Annotated in this window: 22 protein-coding genes and 1 pseudogene; 12 read left to right on the top strand and 11 right to left on the bottom strand. The window is 62.7% G+C overall.

Going from position 1 to position 22,842, the window contains the following annotated elements:
* The 8 genes from glsA (at position 1) to C8J42_RS19160 (ending at position 6,464) form a co-directional block, all read left to right on the top strand.
* Positions 1 to 912, top strand: coding sequence for a glutaminase A (gene glsA / locus C8J42_RS19200; RefSeq protein WP_133021416.1), 912 nt, complete (start codon positions 1 to 3; stop codon positions 910 to 912).
* A gap of 212 nt (positions 913 to 1,124) precedes the next feature.
* Positions 1,125 to 1,976, top strand: a complete 852-nt coding sequence (asd, locus tag C8J42_RS19195) for an archaetidylserine decarboxylase (RefSeq protein ID WP_133021415.1) — start codon at positions 1,125 to 1,127, stop codon at positions 1,974 to 1,976.
* 757 nt (positions 1,977 to 2,733) lie between these two features.
* Complete coding sequence (locus tag C8J42_RS19185) at positions 2,734 to 2,916, top strand: hypothetical protein (protein WP_133021413.1); 183 nt, start codon at positions 2,734 to 2,736, stop codon at positions 2,914 to 2,916.
* 80 nt (positions 2,917 to 2,996) lie between these two features.
* A complete protein-coding gene (locus C8J42_RS19180) occupies positions 2,997 to 3,692 on the top strand; it encodes a glutathione S-transferase family protein (protein WP_133021412.1) in 696 nt (231 codons plus the stop codon).
* A complete protein-coding gene (locus C8J42_RS19175; protein ID WP_133021411.1) occupies positions 3,689 to 4,408 on the top strand; it encodes a DUF1428 domain-containing protein in 720 nt (239 codons plus the stop codon). Before C8J42_RS19180 ends, C8J42_RS19175 begins: the two co-directional genes overlap by 4 nt.
* A gap of 11 nt (positions 4,409 to 4,419) precedes the next feature.
* On the top strand, positions 4,420 to 5,205 hold the full coding sequence (locus C8J42_RS19170) for a VOC family protein (RefSeq protein WP_133021410.1): 786 nt from the start codon (positions 4,420 to 4,422) through the stop codon (positions 5,203 to 5,205).
* Positions 5,202 to 5,687: a VOC family protein gene (locus C8J42_RS19165; RefSeq protein ID WP_133021409.1), complete on the top strand. Its 486-nt coding sequence runs from the start codon at positions 5,202 to 5,204 to the stop codon at positions 5,685 to 5,687. Before C8J42_RS19170 ends, C8J42_RS19165 begins: the two co-directional genes overlap by 4 nt.
* 120 nt (positions 5,688 to 5,807) lie before the next feature.
* Positions 5,808 to 6,464, top strand: a complete 657-nt coding sequence (locus C8J42_RS19160; protein ID WP_133021408.1) for an NAD(P)H-binding protein — start codon at positions 5,808 to 5,810, stop codon at positions 6,462 to 6,464.
* Between the two features lie 10 nt (positions 6,465 to 6,474).
* Here the strand turns inward: C8J42_RS19160 and C8J42_RS19155 are convergent, their stop codons facing one another.
* The 3 genes from C8J42_RS19155 to C8J42_RS19145 all read right to left on the bottom strand — a co-directional run bounded on the left by C8J42_RS19155 (position 6,475) and on the right by C8J42_RS19145 (position 10,360).
* On the bottom strand, positions 6,475 to 7,935 hold the full coding sequence (locus tag C8J42_RS19155) for a CHAD domain-containing protein (RefSeq protein ID WP_133021407.1): 1,461 nt from the start codon (positions 7,933 to 7,935) through the stop codon (positions 6,475 to 6,477).
* 736 nt (positions 7,936 to 8,671) lie between these two features.
* Positions 8,672 to 8,941 carry a hypothetical protein gene (locus C8J42_RS19150; RefSeq protein ID WP_133021406.1) on the bottom strand — a complete coding sequence of 90 codons (270 nt, stop codon included), beginning with the start codon at positions 8,939 to 8,941 and terminating at the stop codon, positions 8,672 to 8,674.
* 345 nt (positions 8,942 to 9,286) lie between these two features.
* On the bottom strand, positions 9,287 to 10,360 hold the full coding sequence (locus C8J42_RS19145; protein ID WP_133021405.1) for a GGDEF domain-containing protein: 1,074 nt from the start codon (positions 10,358 to 10,360) through the stop codon (positions 9,287 to 9,289).
* A gap of 852 nt (positions 10,361 to 11,212) precedes the next feature.
* Here C8J42_RS19145 and C8J42_RS19140 point away from each other — a divergent pair.
* On the top strand, positions 11,213 to 12,232 hold the full coding sequence (locus C8J42_RS19140) for an IS110 family transposase (RefSeq protein WP_207897190.1): 1,020 nt from the start codon (positions 11,213 to 11,215) through the stop codon (positions 12,230 to 12,232).
* A 343-nt stretch (positions 12,233 to 12,575) separates the two neighbouring features.
* On the opposite strand, the gene C8J42_RS19135 is transcribed toward C8J42_RS19140, so the two are convergent.
* The 4 genes from C8J42_RS19135 to C8J42_RS20250 are packed head-to-tail and all read right to left on the bottom strand — an operon-like array spanning position 12,576 to position 17,061.
* Entirely contained in the window at positions 12,576 to 13,787 is a 1,212-nt protein-coding gene (locus tag C8J42_RS19135) for a carbohydrate porin (protein ID WP_243644626.1), read from the bottom strand.
* A complete protein-coding gene (locus C8J42_RS19130) occupies positions 13,784 to 15,100 on the bottom strand; it encodes a nitrate/sulfonate/bicarbonate ABC transporter ATP-binding protein (protein WP_133021403.1) in 1,317 nt (438 codons plus the stop codon). Before C8J42_RS19130 ends, C8J42_RS19135 begins: the two co-directional genes overlap by 4 nt.
* Before the next feature lie 17 nt (positions 15,101 to 15,117).
* Entirely contained in the window at positions 15,118 to 16,863 is a 1,746-nt protein-coding gene (locus tag C8J42_RS19125) for an ABC transporter permease subunit (protein WP_243644625.1), read from the bottom strand.
* Positions 16,864 to 16,920: 57 nt separating this feature from the next.
* Positions 16,921 to 17,061, bottom strand: coding sequence for a hypothetical protein (locus tag C8J42_RS20250; RefSeq protein ID WP_165895569.1), 141 nt, complete (start codon positions 17,059 to 17,061; stop codon positions 16,921 to 16,923).
* A 289-nt stretch (positions 17,062 to 17,350) separates the two neighbouring features.
* Here C8J42_RS20250 and C8J42_RS19120 point away from each other — a divergent pair, with 289 nt between their 5' ends.
* A complete protein-coding gene (locus tag C8J42_RS19120) occupies positions 17,351 to 17,629 on the top strand; it encodes a metal/formaldehyde-sensitive transcriptional repressor (protein ID WP_133021402.1) in 279 nt (92 codons plus the stop codon).
* Positions 17,630 to 17,637: 8 nt separating this feature from the next.
* Here the strand turns inward: C8J42_RS19120 and lysA are convergent, their stop codons facing one another.
* Genes lysA through C8J42_RS19100 form a run of 4 tightly spaced genes read right to left on the bottom strand, consistent with a single transcriptional unit; the run spans position 17,638 to position 19,943 of the window.
* A complete protein-coding gene (gene lysA / locus C8J42_RS19115) occupies positions 17,638 to 18,870 on the bottom strand; it encodes a diaminopimelate decarboxylase (protein ID WP_133021401.1) in 1,233 nt (410 codons plus the stop codon).
* Positions 18,871 to 18,887: 17 nt separating this feature from the next.
* Positions 18,888 to 19,154, bottom strand: a complete 267-nt coding sequence (locus C8J42_RS19110; RefSeq protein ID WP_133021400.1) for a hypothetical protein — start codon at positions 19,152 to 19,154, stop codon at positions 18,888 to 18,890.
* Positions 19,151 to 19,666: a methyltransferase domain-containing protein gene (locus C8J42_RS19105; protein ID WP_133021399.1), complete on the bottom strand. Its 516-nt coding sequence runs from the start codon at positions 19,664 to 19,666 to the stop codon at positions 19,151 to 19,153. Before C8J42_RS19105 ends, C8J42_RS19110 begins: the two co-directional genes overlap by 4 nt.
* A gap of 13 nt (positions 19,667 to 19,679) precedes the next feature.
* Positions 19,680 to 19,943: a hypothetical protein gene (locus C8J42_RS19100; RefSeq protein ID WP_133021398.1), complete on the bottom strand. Its 264-nt coding sequence runs from the start codon at positions 19,941 to 19,943 to the stop codon at positions 19,680 to 19,682.
* 608 nt (positions 19,944 to 20,551) lie between these two features.
* Between C8J42_RS19100 and C8J42_RS19095 the strand changes: the two genes are divergently transcribed.
* Positions 20,552 to 21,028, top strand: coding sequence for a hypothetical protein (locus C8J42_RS19095; protein WP_165895568.1), 477 nt, complete (start codon positions 20,552 to 20,554; stop codon positions 21,026 to 21,028).
* A gap of 979 nt (positions 21,029 to 22,007) precedes the next feature.
* Positions 22,008 to 22,750, top strand: a pseudogene (locus C8J42_RS19085) (IS5 family transposase); the annotation flags it as partial.
* Between the last annotated feature and the right edge of the window lie 92 nt (positions 22,751 to 22,842).

Genomic DNA, 22,842 nt, shown 5'->3' with positions numbered 1-22,842 from the left:
ATGGATTTGCAGAATATAATTGACGAGATCGCAGCCGAGATTGCGGAACACGCCGTTGGAATCGAGCAGGCAGCGGAAGCCAAGGACCCGAGTGTTCGGCCGGGACCGTTCGGCATAGCGATCGCGACCGAGGATGCCGTCCTCACCGCCGGAGAGGCGACCACCGCCTTCCCAATCCAGAGCATCTCCAAGGTATTGGCACTTGAAGTTGCGATGCATTGCGTCGGCGACGCGGTGTTCAAGCGGGTCGGTCGCGAGCCTTCTGGTGATCCGTTCAACTCCGTTATCGATCTCGAGCGGACGCGCGGCATTCCCCGTAACCCTTTCATCAACGCCGGCGCTCTCGTCGTCGTTGATGTAGTGATAGCGGGCGCGCACGATGATGATGCTGTCGTTAAATTCGTGCGCGCTCAGCTTAAGGACGGCACAGTCGAACTCGACGACGAGGTACTGGCGCAAGGCGGCGACCTGAATCGAGCTATGCTTAGTTTTATGAAACATCATGACAACGTCGTTTCACCCATCGACCGCATCATGGACGCGTACGCCAAACAGTGTGCGATCAGCATCGACTGCGCCGGCCTCGCGCTAACCGGTTTATTCCTGACGAAAACGAAGATCGGCAAGAGAGGTAGCAATCAGGCGGAACGTGCCCAGCGCACGCGTACCATCCTGGCTTTGATGATGACGTGTGGCCATTATGATGGCTCTGGCGACTTCGCAGTACGGGTTGGCCTTCCCGCCAAGAGCGGCGTTGGCGGTGGAATCCTCGCAATCGTCCCAGAGCGGGCATCCGTTGCAGTATGGTCGCCGAACCTTGACCAGCACGGCAACTCGATCCTTGGTGTTCGAGCACTTGAGATGCTGGCAGCACGAACAGGCTGGTCTGTGTTCGGACCTGCTTCCGCTTGAACGGAAGAAAGCGACCTAACCCATAAGTCGCCATTCGAGTGCCCTTCCCGGCTCCCATCTTCCGCCATTCGTTCAGCTTGAGACGGTGTCGGTTTCAGCACCTATCCGGTCTCCTTCCGGCGATCAGGATGCCTCGTCTCTGAGCGCGAATTGCGTGGTCGACCTGACGGTTCAAAGCCCTACAAGGACGGTGTCGACGCTCTGAGGTTTTGATGTCCGATCGCCTGCCGGTCCTACTCCAATACATCCTGCCTAAGCAGCGCCTCACCGCGCTGGCAGGCCGGGTCGCCAGAGCGCATGGGGGTGCGATGACAACCTGGCTTATCCGCTGGTTTGTTGGTAAATATTCCGTCGATATGAACGAAGCCGCGGATGCGGACATTCGGAGCTACAAGAGCTTCAACGAGTTCTTCACCCGCCCCCTCAAAGCGCGGTTACGCCCAGTCGCGGCTGCCGACTTTGTCTGTCCAGTCGACGGCGCAATTAGCCAGTTCGGCTCGATTGATGACCATCACATGCTACAAGCAAAGGGGCATCGGTTCACCACGACGCAGCTTGTTGGCGGCGACGCCACACTGGCCAATCAGTTTCGCCACGGCAGCTTCGCAAACCTGTACCTGTCCCCCAAAGACTACCACCGCCTTCACATGCCATGCGATGGCAAGCTTACGCGCATGATTTACGTGCCGGGTAAGCTCTTTTCAGTAAACCCTGTCACAGCACGCGGCGTACCGAACCTGTTTGCGCGCAACGAGCGAATAGTTTGCGTCTTTGAATCGGTAGAGCATGGCCTATTCGTCATGGTGCTGGTTGGCGCCACCATAGTTGGAAGCATGGCGACTGTGTGGCACGGTGTAGTCAATCCAAAGCGCACTAACAGGTCGTCGGAGTGGGCATATGCCGACCAGGACATCGTGCTAAAAAAGGGTGAGGAAATGGGCCGCTTCCTCCTTGGCTCAACGATCGTGATGTTGTGGAAGCGAGGCGCGATTGCGTTCAACGAAGACTGGGTGCCGGAACGGAATGTGCGCCTGGGCGAACTGATGGGGCAGCGCGCAACCTGAGCTTGTTGCGCCGTTGGCCTATAGCGAAAGATCCACAAGCGGTCGTTCATAGCCTCTGGTCGACATCCCAGCTTGGACACTTGTTCATGTCCTCGCATGGCCAATGGCGAGCGGTCGACACGCCGGTGCAGTCAAGCTGGTCGCGGCGAGCTGACTTCGTATTCCTTAGATAGGGTGCGGGCGACGTCGCGTCGTAGCAATGGCGGGAAACGTAGCTATTCGGTTGTGGCGAGCGGCGAGCGGCGACACGCTTCTCGTTTCGATTGCCCCGCTCGAATTGATGACGTTCGCTGCCAGCCCAACGTTACCGCAAGCCGTGCAAGGCAATGCTTGCTGCCCGCATCGAACCGAGACGATCAGGCGAGGATACCGAAAGGCTGTTCCACGAGAATGCAGAACCAAATGCCGCGCCATCTGACCAGATACGCTGAGCGACGATCATAATTTCTTCAGGGGTCGGCGCCCTCCCCTCACCCATGCAATTGATCACGGCATCCACGAACAAGGGGCTGGTTGATCGCGACATGGTGAGGCACCTCAAGGTAGCTGATGCCCAATGTAGGTGACGCAGATTTCACCGACATGGCATCCGACCCGATACGAGCCAGACCGAATACTGCACGAGCCGGATGCCACGAACGCTGTATCTCCCCGAACCGCATCAGCGTATGCTGAGACGTCGCCATCACCTTTGTCGCGAGCACGGTGACGATAGAGAGCTGGGATCAGCTTCCGCCCGCAGTGCCGAGTGCCTGCCATGCCCGACGTTCAAGACTACGATCTCGCCTACAGCAAGAAGCGCGAACAAGCCGAGCGGCAGGCATCGGCCTTGGCGAAGGACAGATGCGCCAAAGCCGTCCATCGATCCCTGGCCATGCTGTATGGTGATCGCGTTATTTCCGCCCGGCGGGCGCTCAATGAGAGCGGCTTCAAACCATAGCGTCGGCGATGGAGCGCTGTTCAGTCCGAATATCACCGTCGCGGCGATGGCTCAGTCAGATCCGCAACAGGAGACCTCCGATGCGTCCCACGATTACCGCGTTCGACTGGGTCCCAGACTTCGCCAAGGGCCAGGTCCGTGACCTTCGTGTCCGCTGGGCGCTCGAAGAGGTTGGCCAGCCTTATGACGTGATCTACCTGAGCCAGGGCGAACAGAAGCGGCCGCCACACCGGGGCCGCCAGCCCTTCGGCCAGGTCCCGACCTATGAGGAGGGCGACATGCTGCTTTTCGAATCCGGCGCGATCGTCCATCATATCGCCAACACGCACGGTCATACGCTACTGCCGGCCGATCCTGCGGCAAGGGCGCGTGCGGTCGAATGGATTTTCGCGGCGCTGAACACAGTCGAGCCGCCAATCATGGATCATGCCATCGCAACCCTGTTCGAGAGCGGCGAGCCGTGGTCGGCACCGCGCCTGCCGTCTGTGCTCGATCGGATCGACGAGCGGCTCGGCGAACCATCGCAGCGCCTGGGCGACCGGACCTGGCTCGACGGTGACGTCTTCACCGCAGGCGATCTGCTGATGGTGGCGGTGGTCCGGATCGTCGCCGAAGACGGTATGCTGGACGCCCATCCCAACCTGGTCGCCTATGTCGAGCGGGGCACCGCGCGTCCCGCCTTCGCCAAGGCGCTAGCCGACCAGATGGCGGGCTTCACCGGCAGCCCCCCGCCGGAGTTCGCGGCATGGCTCGCCAAGCAGGGAGAACAAGCGTGACGTATATCGAAGGCTTCGTCGTCGCGGTGCCGACCGCCAATCGCCAGGCCTACCTTGAGCATGCGACCACCGCGGTGGGATTTCTCAGGGAGTTCGGCGTAGCGCGAATGGTCGAGAATTGGGGCGACGACGTCCCTGTCGGCACGCTCAACGACTTCGCAGGGGCGGTGCAAGCGACCGCGGACGAGACCGTCGTCTTCAGCTGGTTCGAATATCCTGACAAGGCCGCCCGCGACGCCGCCAATGCCAGAATGATGACCGATCCGCGGATGGAGGCGATGGGCGCATCGATGCCCTTTGACGGCAGCCGGATGATCTATGCAGGGTTCCAGGCGGAACTCGAGGACGGCTTGGCCGCGGGCACGGGGTATGTCGACGGCTTCATTCTGCCGGCCTCGCTCGCGGACAAGGATGCGTATTTCAGCATGGCGCGCACGGCGTCGGCGGTCTTTCGCGATCACGGCGCGCGCCGCGTGGTCGAGACATGGGGCGACGACGTCCCCGCCGGCGAGAAGACCGACTATGCCCGCGCCGCCCATGCCACCGCTGACGAGGTCGTCGTCTATGCTTGGGTCGAATGGCCGGACAAGCTGACCCGCGACGCTGGCACGCCGAAAGTCATGGCGGACGCGCGGATGCAGACGCCGTCCGCCGACCTGCCGTTCGACGGAAAGCGTGCGATCTATGGCGGCTTCACCACGATCCTGGATGCATGAGGAGACGGCCGATGCAAAATCCCGACGGCACCCCGATCTGGTTCGAACTCAATACCGCCGATGAGGCCAAAGCCGGGCACTTCTACGCGGCGACGATCGGCTGGACGTTTGCGCGCTCGCCCATGCCCGAGCATGACGCCTATCTGATCGCCAGCGCCCCCGATGGCGCCGCGATCGCGGGCATAACGATCCCACCAGCAAACGTGCCGTCGCTGCCCGACTGGTCGATCTATTTCGGGACCAGCGACGTCGACGCAGCCGCCACGAGGGTCAGGGAGTTGGGCGGCTCGATCCAGGTCGAGCCGATGGACATTCCTGGCATCGGCCGCTTCGCAGTCGCTAGGGACCCGCAGCAAGTCAGCTTCATGCTGATGACGGGCGTGAGCCCGGACCCGTCGTCCGCGTTCATCCAGGGCTCGCACCACGGCCACGGGGTATGGATCGAACTTGCCACTCCCGACCTTGAGGGCGCGCTTGCCTTTTACGGCGCGCTGTTCGGCTGGACTAGGGAGGGCGCAATGCCAATGGGGCCGATGGGCGACTATGTCTTTCTGGGCAGTGGCGAGACCCGTCCCGGCGCGGTCATGTCGAGCGAAACCACCGGCGCGCCGGCACGCTGGAACTGGTACGCCTATGTCCCCGATATCGACGCCGCTATTGCCGCAGCGACCCGCCATGGCGGCGTACTTCTGCAGGGCCCAGACGAGATCCCCGGCGGCGACTATTCGGCCAATATCGGCGACGCGACCGGTGCACAGATCGGCATGGTCGGTCCGCGGATCGGCGATGCGGCATGACCAAGATCGCCCCCTGTGTATGGTATGATGGCACGGCCGAGGACGCGGCGACGTTCTACGCCGCGACTTTTCCCGACAGTCGCGTCGATGCGGTGCGCCGCGCGCCGGGCGATTATCCGAACGGTCGGCAGGGCGACGTGCTCACCGTCGAGTTCACGGTGTGCGGCATGGCGTTCCTCGGCCTCAACGGCGGTCCTCAGTTTCCGCAGACCCAAGCCGTGTCGTTCCTCGTCTATACCGGCGACCAGGCGGAGACCGACCGCTACTGGAATGCGATCGTCGGCAATGGGGGCGCAGAGAGCGCGTGCGGCTGGTGCAAGGATCGCTGGGGCGTGAACTGGCAGATCACGCCGCGCGTCTTGATGGAAGCGATCGGCAGTACCGACGCCGCGATCGCCGCGCGCGCGTTCGAAGCTATGATGACGATGCACAAGATCGACATCGCTGCGATCGAGGCTGCCGTCGCCGGAGGCACCGCGTAACTAGTGCTAGGAGCCAACGACACCGACGCTAATACCCTGCCGAAGCAGGCTCTTGGAAGATTGTCGTAAGGACCTGTCACCAGTATCCGGGTTGAGTTCGATTTCTACGCAGGAGCCGTCATGGCCAAGGTTTTCATCATCGGCGCGGCCGGCAAGGTCGGCTCGCGGCTCGCTAAGTTGCTTGCGGCGGGTGGGCACACCGTCCTGGCGCTCCATCGCAAACCGGAACAGGCCGATACGCTGGCCACCGCCGGTGCCACACCGGTCCTCGCCGATCTCGCCGCACTCGACGCAAATGCGCTGGCCGTGTTGATCGGTGTTGCCGACACGGTCGTCTTTGCGGCAGGCGCGGGCGGCGCGGGCATCGACGTGACGAAGGCTATTGACGGGCGTGGTCTCGAGACCGCTGTCACTGCAGCCCAGCGGGCCGGGGTCGCGCGGTTCGTGCTCGTGTCGGCGTTCCCCGACGCCCTGCGGGACGGCGATCGCAACGAAGGGTTCGAGAATTACAGTCGCGTCAAGAAGCTGGCGGACGCGCATCTCGTCGCCAGCGGGCTGGACTATGTGATCCTGCGGCCTGGCACACTCAGCGACGATGCCGGGACTGGCCGCATCCGGGCAGATCTGGCGATCCCGTACGGCACCGTCTCGCGCGACGACGTTGCCGCGACGCTGGCAGCAATCGTCGAACGGCCCGACCTCGGCGGGATCATCATCGAACTCACCAAGGGCGATCAGCCGATCGCCACGACGCTCGATCGTCTGGCCGGGTGCTGATCCCCCACCCCTAGCCCCAGAAGGTCTTGCGATCGAGGAGGTCGTCATACGCCTCGGCCGCGGCATCGATGATCTTCGATTTCTTGCGATGCGCCAGCAAGCTCTTCGCACCCGGATCGTCGCGCAAACCTAGCCGGTCCAGAACCGTCGGCGCCGTCGCCATATCGTTCAGCGCGCCGAGCTGATCCTGCAGCTTTTCCAGTGACCCTACGAACTTTCCGTAGCGACGCGAGCGCTTCTTGTTTGGAAAAAGGGAGCCGAGAAACTCCGTGCCATAGCGGAGCCGCTTGGCGGTCTTTCGGACTTCATGCCGCTCCTCGTCCGCCAGTGACTGAAGCGACCGACCACGTTTGCTGACGCGACGACGTAGCGCGCGCAGCGTCTCGGCCGCAAGGTGCCGCGCCGGCGCATCCCGTGCATCGCGCGTCGATTGCGCGGTGCGCCATGCACCACATGCCAACCACTCCGTCAGATCGAGCATCAGCGCACGAACCCGGTCCGATCCCAGCGCGTTGTCGACTTCGACGTAGGCAGCGTCGCGGGCTTGGTTGAGCCCCTCGAACAGCAAGCCACCGGGCTTCGCCTTCGCCAGCAACACGTCCAGGTCGCGCGCTTCGCCCAGTACGGAGCCGAGCCAGCGCAGCTCGCTTTGGAAGTGCGGTATCTCGCCGCCATCGAGCAGTGGCTTGAAGATCGAAAAGGCGGACCGCAGCCGACGCAACGACACGCGCGCCTGATGCAGCGCTTCCGCGTCGGCCTGCGTAAGCAGGATAGTCTCGTTCAGACGATATTGACCTATGCACGAGGCGGCGACCGCCGCGAAAGCGTCCGCCGCGGAGGCGGTCCGGGTCAGCGCGACCCGCTCCGCCTTGAACGCCCTGGATGCGGGACGAAGCAGGTCATAGCCGCGCTCGGACTTGGTGACGACGCCCAGACGGACGGGAAATTGAGCCGCCAGCGCTTTGGCAAGCGTGAACAAAGCGGCAGGCGCTCCCCGCTTCAACTCCAGCTCGAGTTCGCAGACCAGCGACTGGCGGTCACCCGCAGCAACGGTACCGCGGTCCAAAACCAGTTCGATCGACGCCTCGCCGCTGTCGATCATCCATGTCAGGCGCTCGACCACGACGGTGAAGATCGGCGCGATGGTGCCGGCCCTGTCACCGAGCAGCGTCGAGATAGGCGTCCGGTCATCGACGACCGGCGTCGTATCGGCCACCTCCATTTCCCATTCGGATCGCGCGAAGAGACCCGCCGCCGCCGCGTCGGCGACCTTGATAGTCTGCGTCCGCGTGTCGCCGGACTGCCGGATTCGCAAAGAGACGCCGCCTCGGGAGAGCGCGAGATCGGGCGTGTCGAAATACACCGCCTGCATCTGCCGCTTGCTCGTCAGACCGCCGACCCGATCGGACCTGACAAAGGCATCGGCCGCGGCGGCGTCCAATACCAGCTTCAGCTCGACTTCCTTCGACACTGGATACCTTCCCGCAAAACCACGACGCCTCGTACTCATAGCAACCTGCGATAAGTTCTCTGGTTCCCGGAGAACTACCCGCTCAACCTCTCCGCACAAACTTGACGCAGCGAGCGACGAAAAACACTCATGGTTAAACCCAAACCTCGGATGTCACAGTAGCTGACCGCGGTCCGGCCATGAGTGTGCCCACGCCTTGCAAAGCGTGCGTAAGCAAATGCATTGTAAACAAGTATTCGCTCATCATCCTGAGCGCTCTGGCGGGAGCATCGACCCAATTATCGCTCCCTGGTTCGTACGCGCCCACGGTACTAAGGGCGAAGAGACTGCTGCGGTTTCCGCTGTTCTGCCTGACACCCTTTTGGTCTATTTTTCCAAGCAACTAGATAAACCATTGTCCGTTCCCGAGGCTGACCACCTGAGGCCAATGCTTTCATAACGATGACGTAATTTTGCCAAACGCCCAAGCAACTTCGCGGCCTGGCCCATTACCGGACGCCCACAGCGGCTTTTTGTTTTCCCTACTCCGGCCGCTCGTTCGTCGTCCCCTTTTGTCAAAGGGCTTCGACGGCGAAGGTCGCCCTATCTGTGAAGCAGCAGACGGAGTTCCCTTGAGCCGGTTGACCGTACGTAGCGTCAATCTTCCGCAGACAATTGCGAAAAGGGCGCCCAAGTTTCCTCGGGCGCCCTTCCAGTTCGAGCTGTGCTTGGGAGCGGCTCGTTCTGTCTCGTGAAACTAGATACCGTTCGACAGGTTCGTGTCGGGATCGTTCGTCCGCATATCGTCAGCTTGGTTCTGACCGGTCGCACGGACGGCATCCGCCTTGTTCTCGAGGCGCGCTTCGGCCGCGTCGTTGCTCACGTTGTCCGCAGCGTCTTCCAAGTTATCTGCGACAGCCTCGGTGTTGGACTCGATGTTATCGGCTGCCTGCTCGCGTGGGCTAGAGTTGCATGCCGACAGCGAGACAAGCCCGGCTGCGATCGCGATAACGAATGCCTTCTTCATATTTCGATCCCCTGTCGTTCGGTCTGAACTAGGCAAGCTAATTCCTGCGTGAGTAATTTGTTCCGTTGTGCTTCAAGATTAGGGCGGGACTGATCGATCTTTGCCGGCAGAAGGCGTCGTCTAAATACAAACGGTTTACGGCGTCGGCGAGCCAGTCCGCGCGACATCGGCGCAAACAGCCTCGATTTGGTCCGTCCATCTGCTGACGCGTGCCGTGAGCCGCCCCGGCGCTGCAAACCCTGGCGCTACATGCCCTGATCTGCGCAACGCCATTTCACGGCATGCCTGGCCTGCTCGCTCAGGTTTAAGCTTAATCCGCAGGCAAATCGAAACGCCCCGTGGCCGTCAATGCAGGGCGGTAGGGGCTGGAATAAGGCTAAACAGCTCGCGGTGATCGCGGTCTGCTGCCACGCCCGTCCAACCGCCGCCTTCCGGCACACCGGCAGTGCGGATCCAGATGGCGCCGCCCTCGTTCTTGGCCTCGTACATCAGTCGGTCGGCAAAACTCACATGAGCCTTGTGAATGGCGGTTTCGCTCAGGTTCAATACCAAGGCGCCGATGCTGCAGCCTAACGCGAACGGCGTCTGCATGCAGTTCATCCGTAGATGTAGCGTCGTGGCAAGCCCATAGCCTTCGGCTTCGCTGTCGACCGGTAAAAACAACAGAAATTCGTCGCCTCCGACGCGAGCGAACACGTCGCCTGATCGAATCAAGTCGCGCACTCCGCTGGCAAAGGCTTGTAGCGCTTCGTCCCCCGCGGCATGGCCGTGGCGATCGTTGATCTGCTTGAAGCCGTCGAGGTCAACATAGGCGAGTATACCCCACGCCCGATGCCTCGCGGTCGCCGTGGCATTGTCGAAAAAGGCTTGCTCATTGACGAGCCCGGTCAGGGGATCGCTGCGCGCGCGGTTCCATTCGCGATCGTGCGAGCGGCGCGTGCCGGACATCAACACGATGATGATTGTCACCGCCAGAATCCGCATGGCCATATTCCAGGCGATCGCAGTTTGACCAAGTGGATAAGCCTCCAGCCCGTTCGCGGCGAGAGATACCACCACACACGCGACGCTGGTCAGCGCAGCCTCACGCCAGCCCAAGGTCCAGGCGGGCATGCAAATAATCAACAGGTAGATCGGACCGAACCATAGGGCATTTCCGGTCGCACAATCGGCGAGTCCGGCGACTACGACGGCTGCGGTGGTCACGGTGCGTGCCTGAGCACGCGAGAGCGCGGTCGACCAAGCAATCAGAGCGTCCAGCCGGTCATGCCAGCGCTGGGCGGGCGGCATCGCTTGATACGACGAAGGTAGATTCATTATGTTGCCGTAACGATAAAACGTAAAGCTTGCATTACGAAAAAGACGCACCCTAGTCGGATCGAGCAGGAAATGGCGGCATTTAGCCACCCTCTTCGTCATTCGCGATCAACGGTTCCGAATGGGCGCAGTAAAAACCTCTTTGGTGGCACTGAGCTTCCGACCATGGACCCTCATCGCAAGTTTGGCCATTAGATTAGCCGCCATCTGTATTGGCTTCTGTTCATGAGCATCGCCGTGCCAGCGTTCTTCGTCTGGGGAGCCGTCTGGATGGGTTCCACGCGCGCTAACCGATACGGGCGCGTTTTGGCCGACCTAGCAAACACGGATGGTGATGCACGACTAGTTGAGCACCTTACGGCTTCACCCACTCTCAGGCACTAAGGCGGTATGTTCGCTCCCCAGCTTCAGCCATTCGTTCATTTGGTTGGACGCCAGCTCGCGGCAGCTGACTCAGCCGTCTGTTAGGCGGAAATAGGGAAGAATCTGCGTGTCCGTAATGAAGCTGTTGGGCCGGTTGATCGAGGTTGTCGATCGGATGACCGGTACTTGATATGTGACTTGCACTTCACTCAGTCAGGTGAGCAGGAATCATTAGATAACATCGAGGCGTGGAAGTCTGCTATTTCGAGCGCAAATAAAAATCGGTGCGGATCAAGTCTCGCACGGTTGCCCGTTCTTCGGCGCAGAAGTGATCGTAACGCAGGGCAGAGAGCAGTTGGGCCGATACGTCGTGTCAGCGGGCGCTACTTCGCTGAAAGACTAAGGTCCGCTACTATAGGCCGAACTGCCTGGCGGCGCGCGGCTGACAAGACCCAAACCCGGACGTTCTCGCGCCTTTCCCCGCACCCCACTATCGGCCATTATGGGATGGCTCGCCCCTTATCCAGCATCGGATATGATGCGAATCTTTGAAGAGGAAGGAGCGAGTCGATGTCTATCGCGTCTATTGCAATCCTTGGAGTTGATCTGGGCAAAACATCTTGCAGCATGGTCGGTGTCGATGAGCGGGGCACAGTTGTCCTGCGCCGGTCGCTGCGACGCCAGACGCTGATCGAATACGTGGCAAAGCTTCCGGCCTGCGTGATCGGGATGGAAGCCTGCTGCGGAGCGCATCATCTTGGCCGGCTGTTTGCCGCAAGCGGTCACGAGGTACGGCTGATGTCGCCGGAGTATGTCCGTCCGTACGTGAAGGCGCAGAAGAACGATGATCGGGACGCGGAGGGGATTGCTGAAGCGGCCTCTCGACCAACGATGCGCTTCGTCGAGCTGAAGACGCAGGATCAGTTGGACATCCAGACCCTACACCGCGCGCGGTCCCGCCTGGTGGCTGAACGGACCAACTTGATAAATCAACTTCGTGCGGTTCTGTTTGAACGTGGGGTGAGCTTTCCGGTCGGACGGCGCAAGCTTGAGCAGGGCATCGACGACTTGCTCACTGACGGTGACAACACCCTATCGTCGCGGATGAGCCGGTTGATCGCGGAAAGGCGGGCGGAATGGAAGCAACTCGATACGAAGATCGAGATGTTAAATGGGGAGTTCGTCGAGATGGCGGGCAGCGACGCTGCGATGCGTCGACTGACGACCATTCCAGGCATTGGCGTACTCAATGCAACCGCGCTGGTAGCCGCGGTCGGCGATGGTAGCAGCTTCAGCAAAGCCCGAGATCTCGGCGCTTGGCTCGGCCTAGTCCCTCGCCAACACACAACGGGCGGCAAGCCGCGCCTCTTGGGTATCTCGAAACGCGGCAACACGTATTTGCGTACGCTGCTCATCCATGGCGCCAGAGCTGCATTGCCGTCCCTGTCCAAAGGCGACACGCCGCTTGGACGATGGTTACAGGGGATGATCGAACGAGGCGTGCATCGCAATGCCATCGTGGTGGCGCTTGCCAACAAACTCGCTCGCATCGCGTGGGCTGCCCTGCGCAGAGACATGCCATTCGAACGTAACTACCCGGTTGCAATATAAACAGTTCGGCAGCGTGAGGTAACACGCGTAACCTACGAGGTTTGCAGGAAGGAGTGGAGATGGCCTGATAGTCGATCGGCGTTTGGAAGGCCCGATGAACGAATTGGCACTCGATGCCGTGGACATTATGAGGCTTCAGACGCGCGGATTTCCATCTTGGCCGTGGGCTTGCCTACGAGACCGCATACGTTGGCGCAGACTAATCAGATCATCAGAAATCTCACTTGCAAACGGGGCGAGCCATACGTTCGTTCACGTTGTCGGACAACTGCGGGGTCGAAATCGGGGCTTCGGATATCGCGTTCGCGGAGCTCCGGAATAAGCCAAGCCACTGGTCGCGAACTCAACGGCCGATCTTGACGCGAAGCCCTACCACGATGGCGTCATCAAGCTGCGCGTCGCCTCCCGGGTTCACGACATATTGCAGATCCGGCTGGACGCTCAGCCACGGGGTCAGCACCGCGTTATAGACAGCCTCCACCACCAGTTCGTGCGCGTCACGCACGCCGCCATCCCCGGATTGATCGCGTCGATAGCGATCGCCGAACCCGGCGGAGGCGAAGGACACGCCGATCTGGTCGTCAGGACGATCCGGTGCGATGCCGGTATGGACCAGCCCTCCACCGAGATACCGTCCGATCCGATTGAACCGAGTGTCGGCGACGCCGAAGCGCAGCCATCCCGCCAGGCCGTGCGCATCGTCGGCGCGCGAGCCGACCAGCCGGTGCTCGGCGAAGACGTACGCGCCCTTGTTCCCGCGTCGAGGCGCCGCGGGATCGGACGACCGGATATCGTCGAACCGCGCGGTGTATCCCCAGACCCCGATCGCCGCCTTCGTCCCGTGCTCGAGATAGTCGACCTCGCCGACGACAAGCGCACCGTCCCGCGACGACAGCGCGATCGCGGTGCGTTTAGGATGCGACGGATCGCCGGGGACGCCGTCGAGCACCGCGACACGACCCAGCCAATGCTCGCCGAGCTTCATTTCGCCGCGCACAGCGAGCGCCGTCACCGGGAAGATCGACGGCCCGCGCCGCCCCGATTGCGAAAAATCAGGACCGATCCCGTGCGACGAGATCAGGAACAGCCCGCCGCTCTGGGTCGTGTCGAATTCCGAATTGAGATTGTACAGGCCGAGCTTGATCGAGGCGTTGCGGCCGACGTCCTGCTCGACCCACGCCTCGAACAACCGCGCTGCCCGCACATTGGTCTCGATGTTCGAAATGCCCTGCGCGTCGCCAACCAGATCGCCCGACAGCGAGGCACCATTGTCGTAGATGCTGTACAGGAACAGGCGCGCACCGTGCCATCCGACCAGCCGGTCCGCGTCCACTGCCACCTGGAGATCGAGATTGTCGAGGTACCGCGTGCCACGCGCGATCCCGCCCGAGACGTTGCTGCGGATGTCGGCGACATACACCGCCGACAGAGTCACCGGTTTATCGGAACGTTCGTTGGCCGAGCGCGGATAGCCGGTCGGCCGCTCGTCCTGCGCATAGGCTGGCGCTGCGAGCCCGAGTATCAGCAACAGTCGCGCGACGAAGCGCCGGATCACACGACATCGTCCAGGCTGAACCGATCCGCATCCTCGTCATACGCGAACACCTCGGCATACCGACCCCAATGCGTCACCGTCCGCAACGTCTCGTCCGCGTAATCCCCCGACATGTGATCCTCCAGCTCGTCGCGGAACCGGCGCGCGGGGGCGACATGCCCGCTACGCTCGTCGAGGATCCGGCGGATGTGCTGCGCGAGCGGGACGTGCGCGAGCAACGCCTGCGCGAACAGCGCTTTCCGCGTGTCGACGTCGGCCTGCGCATAGCGCCGCGCCGCCGGCGTCAGGAGAATGTCCGCCCCCTGCAACTCGGCAAAACGCAGCAGCTGGAGCGTCTCCGCCATCGGAAACAGATCGTCGACCTCCAGCTGAAGCTGATCGGCGAGGTCGGCCATCGCCGCGCGGCCATCGAAAGGGCTGGCGTCGACTTCCTCGATCAACCCGGCGAGCGCGTTAGTCGAGACGCGCGGCAATACCATCTGGATGCCGGTGCCGGGGAACAACCCGTCGCGGACCGGCTCGGCGGGGGCGCGTGCGGTCATCTGCGCATAGATGTCGTCGACCAGCTTGCGGAAGGCGGGGTCGAGCCGGTCGCGCGGTTGCGGCAGGTCGACCTTGATCTCGGCGGCGACCCGGCCGGGATTGGACGAGAAGACGAGGATGCGGTCGCACATCAGCACCGCCTCCTCGATGTTGTGCGTGACGATCAGGATCGACTTGATCGGCATCCGCCCTTCCGCCCACAGATCAAGCAGGTCGGTGCGCAACGTCTCGGCGGTCAGCACGTCGAGCGCGGAGAAGGGTTCGTCCATCAACAGCAACGACGGATTGACGACGATCGCGCGCGCCAGCCCGACACGCTGGCGCATCCCACCCGACAGTTCCTTGGGATAGGCGTTCTCGAACCCGTCGAGGCCGATGAGGTCGATAGCCGCCAGCGCGCGAGTGCGCCGCTCGTCCGCCGGAACGCGCTGCGCCTCGAGGCCAAGCTCGACGTTCTGGAGCACGGTCAGCCACGGGAACAGCGCGAAGGTCTGGAAGACCATGCTGATCGTGTGCGCAGGGCCATTAAGGACGGCGGCGAAGTGCACGCGTCCCTCGTCCGGCCGGATCAACCCCGCGATCGAGCGCAGCAGCGTCGACTTGCCCGAGCCGGAGCGGCCGAGCAGCCCGACGACCTCGTTCTCGTGCAGCGTCAGGCTGACATCGTCGAGCACCGGCGCGCCGCCATCGCCGCGCCCGTAGCGATGACTGACATGCTCGACTTGAACGAGCGGACGGCTGGCCGGTGCGCGGAGGAATGCTGTTGCCATGTCTTGTCCTTTCGACATCAGGCGAGCCGGAGACGGCGTTCGGCAAAGGCGTACATCGGACGCCAGACGAGCCGGTTGAAGGCGATCACGAACATCGACATCACCGCGATGCCGAGCGCGACGCGGGGATAATCGCCGGCCTCGGTCGCCTTGGCGATAAACGTGCCGAGCCCGTGCGCCTCGACCTTCTGCGACCCCCACGAGACCGCTTCGGCGACGATGCTGGCGTTCCACGATCCGCCCGACGCGGTCAGCGCGCCGGTGACGTAATAGGGAAACACGCCGGGCAGAGCGACCTGTCGCCACCATTGCCAGCCGCGGACGCCGAACATCCCCGCCGCCTCGCGCAGGTCGGTCGGGATCGCGCTGGCGCCGGCGATGACGTTGAACAGGATGTACCACTGCGTCCCCAGGATCATCAGCGGCGACAGCCAGATGTCGGGCGACAGCTGCCAGTGGACGATGCCGATCACCGCGAATGGGAACAGCACGTTGGCAGGGAACGCCGCGAGGAACTGCGCGACGGGTTGCAGGCGCTCCGCCCATTTGGGGTTGAGGCCGATCCAGACGCCGATCGGTACCCAGACGAGGCTGGCCAGCGCGATCAGCACGACCACGCGCAGCATCGTGATACAGGCCAGCCCGAACACCGCGACCGCATCGCTCAGCCGCAGCGTCGCGAAGACATAACGTCCCGCGAGCCAGAGTGCGGCGACCACCGATACCAGGACCACTGCCTGCCACAGCCGCTCCAGCACGATGCTCGGTTCGCGAACGCGGCGCTCGCGCGGACGTGCCCTGCCCCGGTCAAGCGTCAGCAGGAGCTGGCCGAGCGCGGTGACGGGCGCGAACAGCACCGGCAACAGTCGCGTGTGGCGGAACAGATCATAGGCCCAGGACTGTGGCCGCTCTGTGCTGGCGGTCTGCTCGAACCGGAAGCGATCCGCCCAGGCGACCACCGGCCGGAAGACGATCTGATCGTACAGCAGGATAACGATCCCCATTGCGAGCACCGCCAGCCCGATCGCGGTGAAGTCCTTGCGGGCGATCGCGAGTGCCAGCCATGAGCCGACGCCGGGCAGAGTCACGGTCGTGTTGCCGACCGTGATCGCTTCGGACGCGACCACGAAGAACCAGCCGCCCGACATCGACATCATCGCGTTCCAGACCAGCGACGGAGTCGCGAACGGCAGGTCTAGCCGGAGGAAGCGGCGCACCGGCGACAAGGCGAAACCGCGCGTCACCTCGTCCAGATCGGACGGTACCGAGCGCAGCGACTGGTAGAAGCTGAACGCCATGTTCCACGCCTGGCTCGTGAAGATCGCAAACACCGCCGCCAGCTCGACGCCGAGGATCTGGCCGGGGAACAGCCCCATGAACGCCGTGACGGTAAAGGTCAGGAACCCCAGGATCGGCACCGATTGCAGGATGTCGAGCATCGGCACGATGATCTGCCCGGCGCGGCGGCTGCGCGCGGCCAGCGTCGCGACGACCAGCGTGAAGACCAGGCTCGCCGCGAGTGCCGCGAACATCCGGATCACCGTGCGCAACGCATAATAGGGCAAATACCGCGGATCGAGCGTCACCGGCTCGACCCGCAGGCGCGACAGCGGCTCGGCCACGCCCTCCGCGCCGCGCACCAGCAGCGCGGCGATGCCGATCAGCAGCACGAAGGCGATGACGTCCGCGCGGTTGGGCTGGGTCAGGCGGAGGATGCGCGAGAACGAGCGGACCCGGCCGCTGGTCGCTACCGTATCAGTCACGACGCCATCCCTCCCCACCGACGGGACGCGCTAGCGTCGTCGCGTGACAGATGCGCGTCATGCCGAGAGCTCGGCTACGGTGCGGGCTCCGCTCGCCGCCCATCCCCTCAGGATACGGCCGCGATGAAGCGGTGCGGCGGCAAGCGCGGCGTGAATGGCACGATCATGCTGGATCGTGCGGAAAATGATACTGGTCATCAGGCGTCTCTTCCGGGCTCGTAGGGCGAGTCCGGGACAGACGCTCAGCCGGATCGCACCTGCGATCGCCGAACGGCGTGCCCGAACCCGGGACGTCCAGCCGTGATCGTCAGCAGGGCAAAGCCGCTACTGTCGCCATCGCCGGACAAGGGGGTAGATCGGGGTTTCATGCGCATCCTGTTCGTTACCGGTGCCGCGATTGCGTCACCTGCCGGGCGCCCTTGGCGTCGCGACGAGCGCCCGCTATACCCTAGGGGGGTATAGATCAAGAGGGTGATGCACGTCGGCCATGAGCCATGTCGAAAAAGAGAAAAAGAAGCTGCTCAACCGGCTCAAGCGGCTGAAAGGCCAGATCGAGGCGCTCGAACGCGCGATCGAGGAAGACCGCGAATGCGCGCGGGTCCTGCAACAGGCGACCTCGTGCCGCGGCGCGCTCGACGGGTTCATCGCCGAGGTGATCGAGGATCATATCCGCGAACACATGATCGATCCCGCGCACTCGCGTGACGATCCGCGCACGGTCGCGGCCGAAGAACTGGTCGAGATCGTTCACGCCTACCTCACCTGATCGCCTCCCTACGCGGCGAACTCCTCGGGGAGATAGCGATCGGCGACGATCTCGAACCGGTCGCCGTCGACCAGCACCTGCGGGCTGAGCGTGCGGCAGTTGTATGTCGACGCCATCGCCGCGCCATACGCGCCGGTGGCGTGCAGCACGGCGAGGTCGCCGCGGCGGACCCGGTCGATGTCGCGCGCGACCGCGAACACGTCGCCGCTTTCGCAGACCGGGCCGGCGATCGTCGCGACCATCCGCTCTCCGTCCGGCATGACCGCTTCGATCCGGTGAAAGGCATCGTACAGCGCCGGCCGCGCAAGGTCGTTCATCGCGGCATCGACGATCACGAACGGATGTTCGGCACCAGGTTTCACCCAGATCACCCGCGTCAGCAGCACGCCGGCGAGCCCCGCGACCACCCGTCCCGGCTCGAACGTGAGTTCGACGTCCCACTCGCGCGTGACCTGCGCGACCATCGCGGCATAGGCGTCGAGCGTCGGGACGACGTCGTCGGCGCGGTAAGGGATGCCGAGACCACCGCCGAGATCGACGCGACTGACGACATGGCCGCGCGCGCGCAAGTCCGCCACGAGGCAGCCGATCCGCTCATAGGCTTCCTCCAGCGGTGCGAGATCGCGCAACTGGCTGCCGATGTGCAGAGCGACCCCGACCAAGTCGAGACCCTCGAGCCGCGACAGGCGATCGTACATCGCGGGGACGTCGGTGATCGCCACCCCGAACTTGTTGCCGCGCCGCCCCGTCGAGATCTTGGCATGCGTACCGCCATCGACATCGGGATTGACGCGCAGCACCGCGGTCGCCCGCCTGCTCTGCGCATGGGCCAGCGCGGCGAGCACCTGTCCCTCCTCCTCCAGTTCGAGGTTGAACTGGCCGACGCCGGCCGCGAGCGCGTCGGCGAGTTCGCGGTCGGTCTTGCCGACGCCCGAAAAGACGATGTCCGATGCCGCGATTCCCGCGTCGAGCGCGCGCCGCAGTTCGCCCCCTGAGACGATGTCGGCGCCGAAGCCGCACCCGGCCAGCAGGTGCAGCACCGCGCTGTTCGGGTTCGCCTTGACCGCAAACGCGACACGTACCCGCGGCAGGATCGATAGCGCCGCCCTGAACCGCTGTGCCGCATCGCGCAGCGCGGCGGCGGAATAGACATGGACGGGTGTCCCCACCGCCTCGGCGATGACGGGCAGCGGCACGCGCTCGGCGCACAGGACGCCGTCCCGCGGACTGAAAAAAGTCATGAAGGGTCGGTATCCGGTTATCGGGAATGCGGCGGGTCGGCCCGCCGGGGGGTACGACGGAGTCGCACGGCATGGATCGCTTGCGCGGTATGCCCGTGACCATGACGTTCGGCGCGCAGCACCACCGCCACGCGCTTGCCGTTGATCATCAGCGTCAGGCCCAGCAGCGCAATCGGAAACACGAGCATCGCCTGCGCCGATCCGTTCATTGTCGCGGCCACTCCACAGGCCCCGGCGGCGAGTATTAGGCCGATCCCGCGCCAAAGCATATCGCGCCGGGTCATGCCGCGATGCTCCGAACATGGCATGCGGCATCGTCGGCGATCACGATCCGCCCGGCGTTCCGGAGGGCACGCGCTGCCTCCGGGCGACGGTTTCGCGCAAGGTCGTGGCAGATCACGATATCGGCCGGCAGATCCTGCTCGTCGCGCAAGGCCGCGACCATGTCCGCCACCGCGAAGTCGACGCCGATCGCCGGGTCGATGACGCGGTGCGCCGCCAAACGCGCACGGCCGATCAACGGCGGCGATCGGTCGATGCCGCGTCCCTCGATCGCCGTGAAACCAAGCCGCCTCGCCTCCGCCAACGCCTGCAACAGCAGCGTCCCGGCGCCACATTCGGCATCGACGATGCGCACCGCGTGCCGGCCATTCGTCCGCAGCGCCGCCAGGGCCGCCTCGATCCGGGGCCAGCGCGGGTCATGGACGGCGGCCTTCGACACGTGCCGCGACGGGCACTTCGACGTGACTCCGCCGATCGCCGTGCGCAACCGGACGGGAAGAGCATGTACGTTCATTTCCATCCCTCTGTCAGGCCGCCCGCGGCAGCGCACGCTCGTCGCGACCCACCGGAGCAAACGACACGAGCGGCGTCAGCGGCAGTGCGGCGATCTCGACGCTCGCATGGTAGATGTCCCGCTCGGCCTGCGCATAGCTCATTGCGGCGCCGTACGAGATGAAGCGGCCTTCGAGGTTGCGCTGGCTGTCCTGGACCAGCCAATGGCCTGCGCGATCCTGGCCGACATAGATGACGAGCCCGGTAGGATCGGGCTCCGATATGGGTTCAGACGACATTTCGCCTACGTGCCTTTCGTATCGCGAGCGTCCTGCCCGCCCCCGGTATCTACGGGTCACGGCATAGCGCTTCGAGATCGATCCCGGCCGATCGCATAGTGCGCCCATAGTGTTGCACTCGCTTCACCGCGTTCCTGCCACTCAGGTGCCTCGCCTCTCGCGATCGATGGGCATTCACAGACCAAAATAGTCGACCAATTTGATAAACGGAACGACCCACAATCAGACGCTCACGCCCCTTCCCCCGCTTCCCAACTTCGGACGTTGGTTCATCTTCGAATGACCGATTGTGAAGCCCGGCTACCCGCTCGCGAATGTCGTGATGGGGAAGGAAAGCGGAATGGCCGCTTTGGAGGCCACACCCCAAGAAACCGACCACTTAACGGGTATCCCAGATGCATCAATATTCTGCATCACAGGGGCCCTCGGCTTCCCGCTGTTTATGCGCTGATGCGAAATCCGTGAATTGTGCATCACGCCAACCCAAGCGCCATTTGTAGAAACAGTCATCACCGATACTGTATGAGACGTAAAAACACGGAGGGTTTATGGGCTTCTCGATATCATGGGTGGCGCTTCGACTACCGAAGGATCGCGCGCTCGAGATAATGGGTTTCAAAGACACTGGCGTGGCGGACGAGGCCAACGAAGCGCCATTTTCTGCCGCCTCACTACCAACTGGGTGGACAATCATTTGGTCTAATGATTTCGAATATGCGGTCAGTCCGAGTACCATTGGTCGCTCCTCCGATACCGAAATCGTTGGATGTCAGGTCGAAGAGCATGTGATGTTCAGTTCGTGTTTTGCGGCACAAAACGGCATCGTCACATGGAATGTCAGTCATGATGCACAGGAAGGAACATACGATGTTTCCTCAACCGGTCCGGTCCCACACCAATTACGACAAATAGAAATTTCCAAGGTAGATTCGCAAAACGCAAGCGGGGGCGTAGATAGCGACGTTGATCACTTAATTGACGTTCCCATCGATCTAGCAGCGTCTTTTACAGGATATCGCTATGACGAATTCAACTATGATTGGGGTAGCCCAGAGTTCTCCATAATTGAGCAAGATCATAGTTGATCGCACGATTTGGCAGACACTCATAGTTACCGAAAAACGTTGTGGCCTGATGCAAAATTTTTGATTTCTGAATCAAGGAATGTCCGGGATGGGAAGGATAAGCGACGGTCCGCTTTCGGGCGAGAACCAGCACATAACTGCCGTTCACGGAATGCCGTGCATCCGATCCTTCTCAGTCCCAAGCCTTGTCCGAATAGTGACAAAACCGGCTCGCCGAACGGCACGCGTAGCCTCGCGAACGCATCGAACAGGCGTATCGGGAGTCGTAAGAACTTCAGCCCCTCTACCGACCTCATAGCCATTCTGCGTCAACGCGTCGGTAAGCTGGCGAGGGTTCAAGCCCGTGTCAGTAAGCGAGTAGGTGCAACTACGCCGATCTGCGGAAACCCAAACTCGATAGCTTTGGGAGAAATCCGCTTCGTTGGGGGCCGTCAGGGCGGCGGTAGCGAGAAGGGTGGCGAGCAGCATCAGCGGCGATGGTTGCACCAACCGTTGGTGTCCGCAATCAGGAACGGCTCAGGCTCTTCGCAATGTCTCGAAGTGGGCGGAACTGCCCGGCAGCGCGAGACTGATAGGACCCAGAAGCAGACGTCCCCGCCCCCTTCTAAACTTCCCTACTTCTGCCATTCGTTCAGCTTCCAGCCTGCAAGACGGGTCGCCGTTTTTCGCTCTCAAAGAGGCTTTGTACGCGCAAGCCATGCCGCTCAGTGGCCATGCCTTAGTGAGACGAACTCGATCTCTCAGCGGAACGGAAGCCGATCAAAACGATTTAGTCCCCGCACGGAGTTCGGCTGGTCGGCACGCTCCACGGAGGCGTGATGAAGCAGCGGGACGATTGGCATCTGACGGAAGCGCTCGATTACGAGCACGGGCGAGCTGACCCTTTTGCCGCGGCTGTTCGGGCTACCCGAATGCCTAGGGTCAGGACCCATTGATGTAACAGGCGCGATCTGATTCAGGCTCCGTGAGGAGACTGAGGATGAGCGACCTGTACTGGCTGACGGAGGAGCAGATGGCGCGCCTGCGGCCATATTTCCCTAAGAGCCATGGCAAGCCGCGAGTTGACGACCGGCGGGTATTGAGCGGCATCGTTTTCGTGAACCGCAATGGGCTGCGCTGGCGTGATGCGCCCAGCGACTACGGCCCCCACAAGACGCTCTACAATCGCTGGAAACGGTGGGGTGAGATGGGTGTGTTCCTCCGCATGATGGAGGGCTTGGCTGCCGCTGATGCCGACCCAAAGACCGTCATGATCGACGCGACGTATCTGAAGGCGCACCGCACGGCATCGAGCCTGCGGGTTAAAAAGGGGATCTCGGGCGCCTGATCGGTCGCACCAAAGGCGGTATGAACACGAAGCTCCACGCCGTGACCGACGCAAACGGCCGTCCGCTCAGCTTCTTCATGACCGCTGGACAGGTCAGTGACTACATCGGTGCGGCCGCGTTGCTGGACGATCTGCCCAAGGCACAGTGGCTGCTCGGCGACCGCGGCTACGACGCTGACTGGTTCAGGGATGCCTTGCAGGCCAAGGGCATCCAGCCGTGCATCCCAGGTCGGAGGTCCCGGCTCGAGCCCATCAAATACGACAAGCGCCGCTACAGGCGCCGTAGCCGTATCGAGATCATGTTCGGACGGCTGAAGGACTGGCGCCGCGTTGCGACCCGTTACGATAGGTGTCCGACAGTCTTCTTGTCCGCCATCGCCCTCGCTGCCACCGTAAGCGTGGCCGGCAGGCCGCAGATTACGCGGCTTGCGCCACTCGCTCTGCGGTTTGCGCGGACCAGTTCCAGGGCATGAGTTCGTCCCATCGC

It is taken from the genome of Sphingomonas sp. PP-CE-1A-559, from assembly GCF_004340965.1.
In the GTDB taxonomy this organism is placed as follows: Bacteria; Pseudomonadota; Alphaproteobacteria; order Sphingomonadales; family Sphingomonadaceae; genus Sphingomonas.
Note: the sequence above shows the minus strand (reverse complement) of the source record. Positions and strands in the feature narration are given on the sequence as shown.

Bases quoted from the DNA above. Each gene is read 5' to 3' on its own strand.
- asd (WP_133021415.1), top strand. From the start codon at position 1,125: ATGTCCGATCGCCTGCCGGTCCTACTCCAATACATCCTGCCTAAGCAG.
- C8J42_RS19110 (WP_133021400.1), bottom strand. From the start codon at position 19,154: ATGACCCGGCGCGATATGCTTTGGCGCGGGATCGGCCTAATACTCGCC.
- lysA (WP_133021401.1), bottom strand. From the start codon at position 18,870: ATGACTTTTTTCAGTCCGCGGGACGGCGTCCTGTGCGCCGAGCGCGTG.
- glsA (WP_133021416.1), top strand. From the start codon at position 1: ATGGATTTGCAGAATATAATTGACGAGATCGCAGCCGAGATTGCGGAA.
- C8J42_RS19150 (WP_133021406.1), bottom strand. From the start codon at position 8,941: ATGAAGAAGGCATTCGTTATCGCGATCGCAGCCGGGCTTGTCTCGCTG.
- C8J42_RS19145 (WP_133021405.1), bottom strand. From the start codon at position 10,360: ATGACGAAGAGGGTGGCTAAATGCCGCCATTTCCTGCTCGATCCGACT.
- C8J42_RS19105 (WP_133021399.1), bottom strand. From the start codon at position 19,666: ATGAACGTACATGCTCTTCCCGTCCGGTTGCGCACGGCGATCGGCGGA.
- C8J42_RS19170 (WP_133021410.1), top strand. From the start codon at position 4,420: ATGCAAAATCCCGACGGCACCCCGATCTGGTTCGAACTCAATACCGCC.
- C8J42_RS19130 (WP_133021403.1), bottom strand. From the start codon at position 15,100: ATGGCAACAGCATTCCTCCGCGCACCGGCCAGCCGTCCGCTCGTTCAA.
- C8J42_RS19165 (WP_133021409.1), top strand. From the start codon at position 5,202: ATGACCAAGATCGCCCCCTGTGTATGGTATGATGGCACGGCCGAGGAC.
- C8J42_RS19185 (WP_133021413.1), top strand. From the start codon at position 2,734: ATGCCCGACGTTCAAGACTACGATCTCGCCTACAGCAAGAAGCGCGAA.
- C8J42_RS19095 (WP_165895568.1), top strand. From the start codon at position 20,552: ATGGGTTTCAAAGACACTGGCGTGGCGGACGAGGCCAACGAAGCGCCA.
- C8J42_RS19160 (WP_133021408.1), top strand. From the start codon at position 5,808: ATGGCCAAGGTTTTCATCATCGGCGCGGCCGGCAAGGTCGGCTCGCGG.
- C8J42_RS19120 (WP_133021402.1), top strand. From the start codon at position 17,351: ATGAGCCATGTCGAAAAAGAGAAAAAGAAGCTGCTCAACCGGCTCAAG.
- C8J42_RS20250 (WP_165895569.1), bottom strand. From the start codon at position 17,061: ATGACCAGTATCATTTTCCGCACGATCCAGCATGATCGTGCCATTCAC.
- C8J42_RS19100 (WP_133021398.1), bottom strand. From the start codon at position 19,943: ATGTCGTCTGAACCCATATCGGAGCCCGATCCTACCGGGCTCGTCATC.
- C8J42_RS19180 (WP_133021412.1), top strand. From the start codon at position 2,997: ATGCGTCCCACGATTACCGCGTTCGACTGGGTCCCAGACTTCGCCAAG.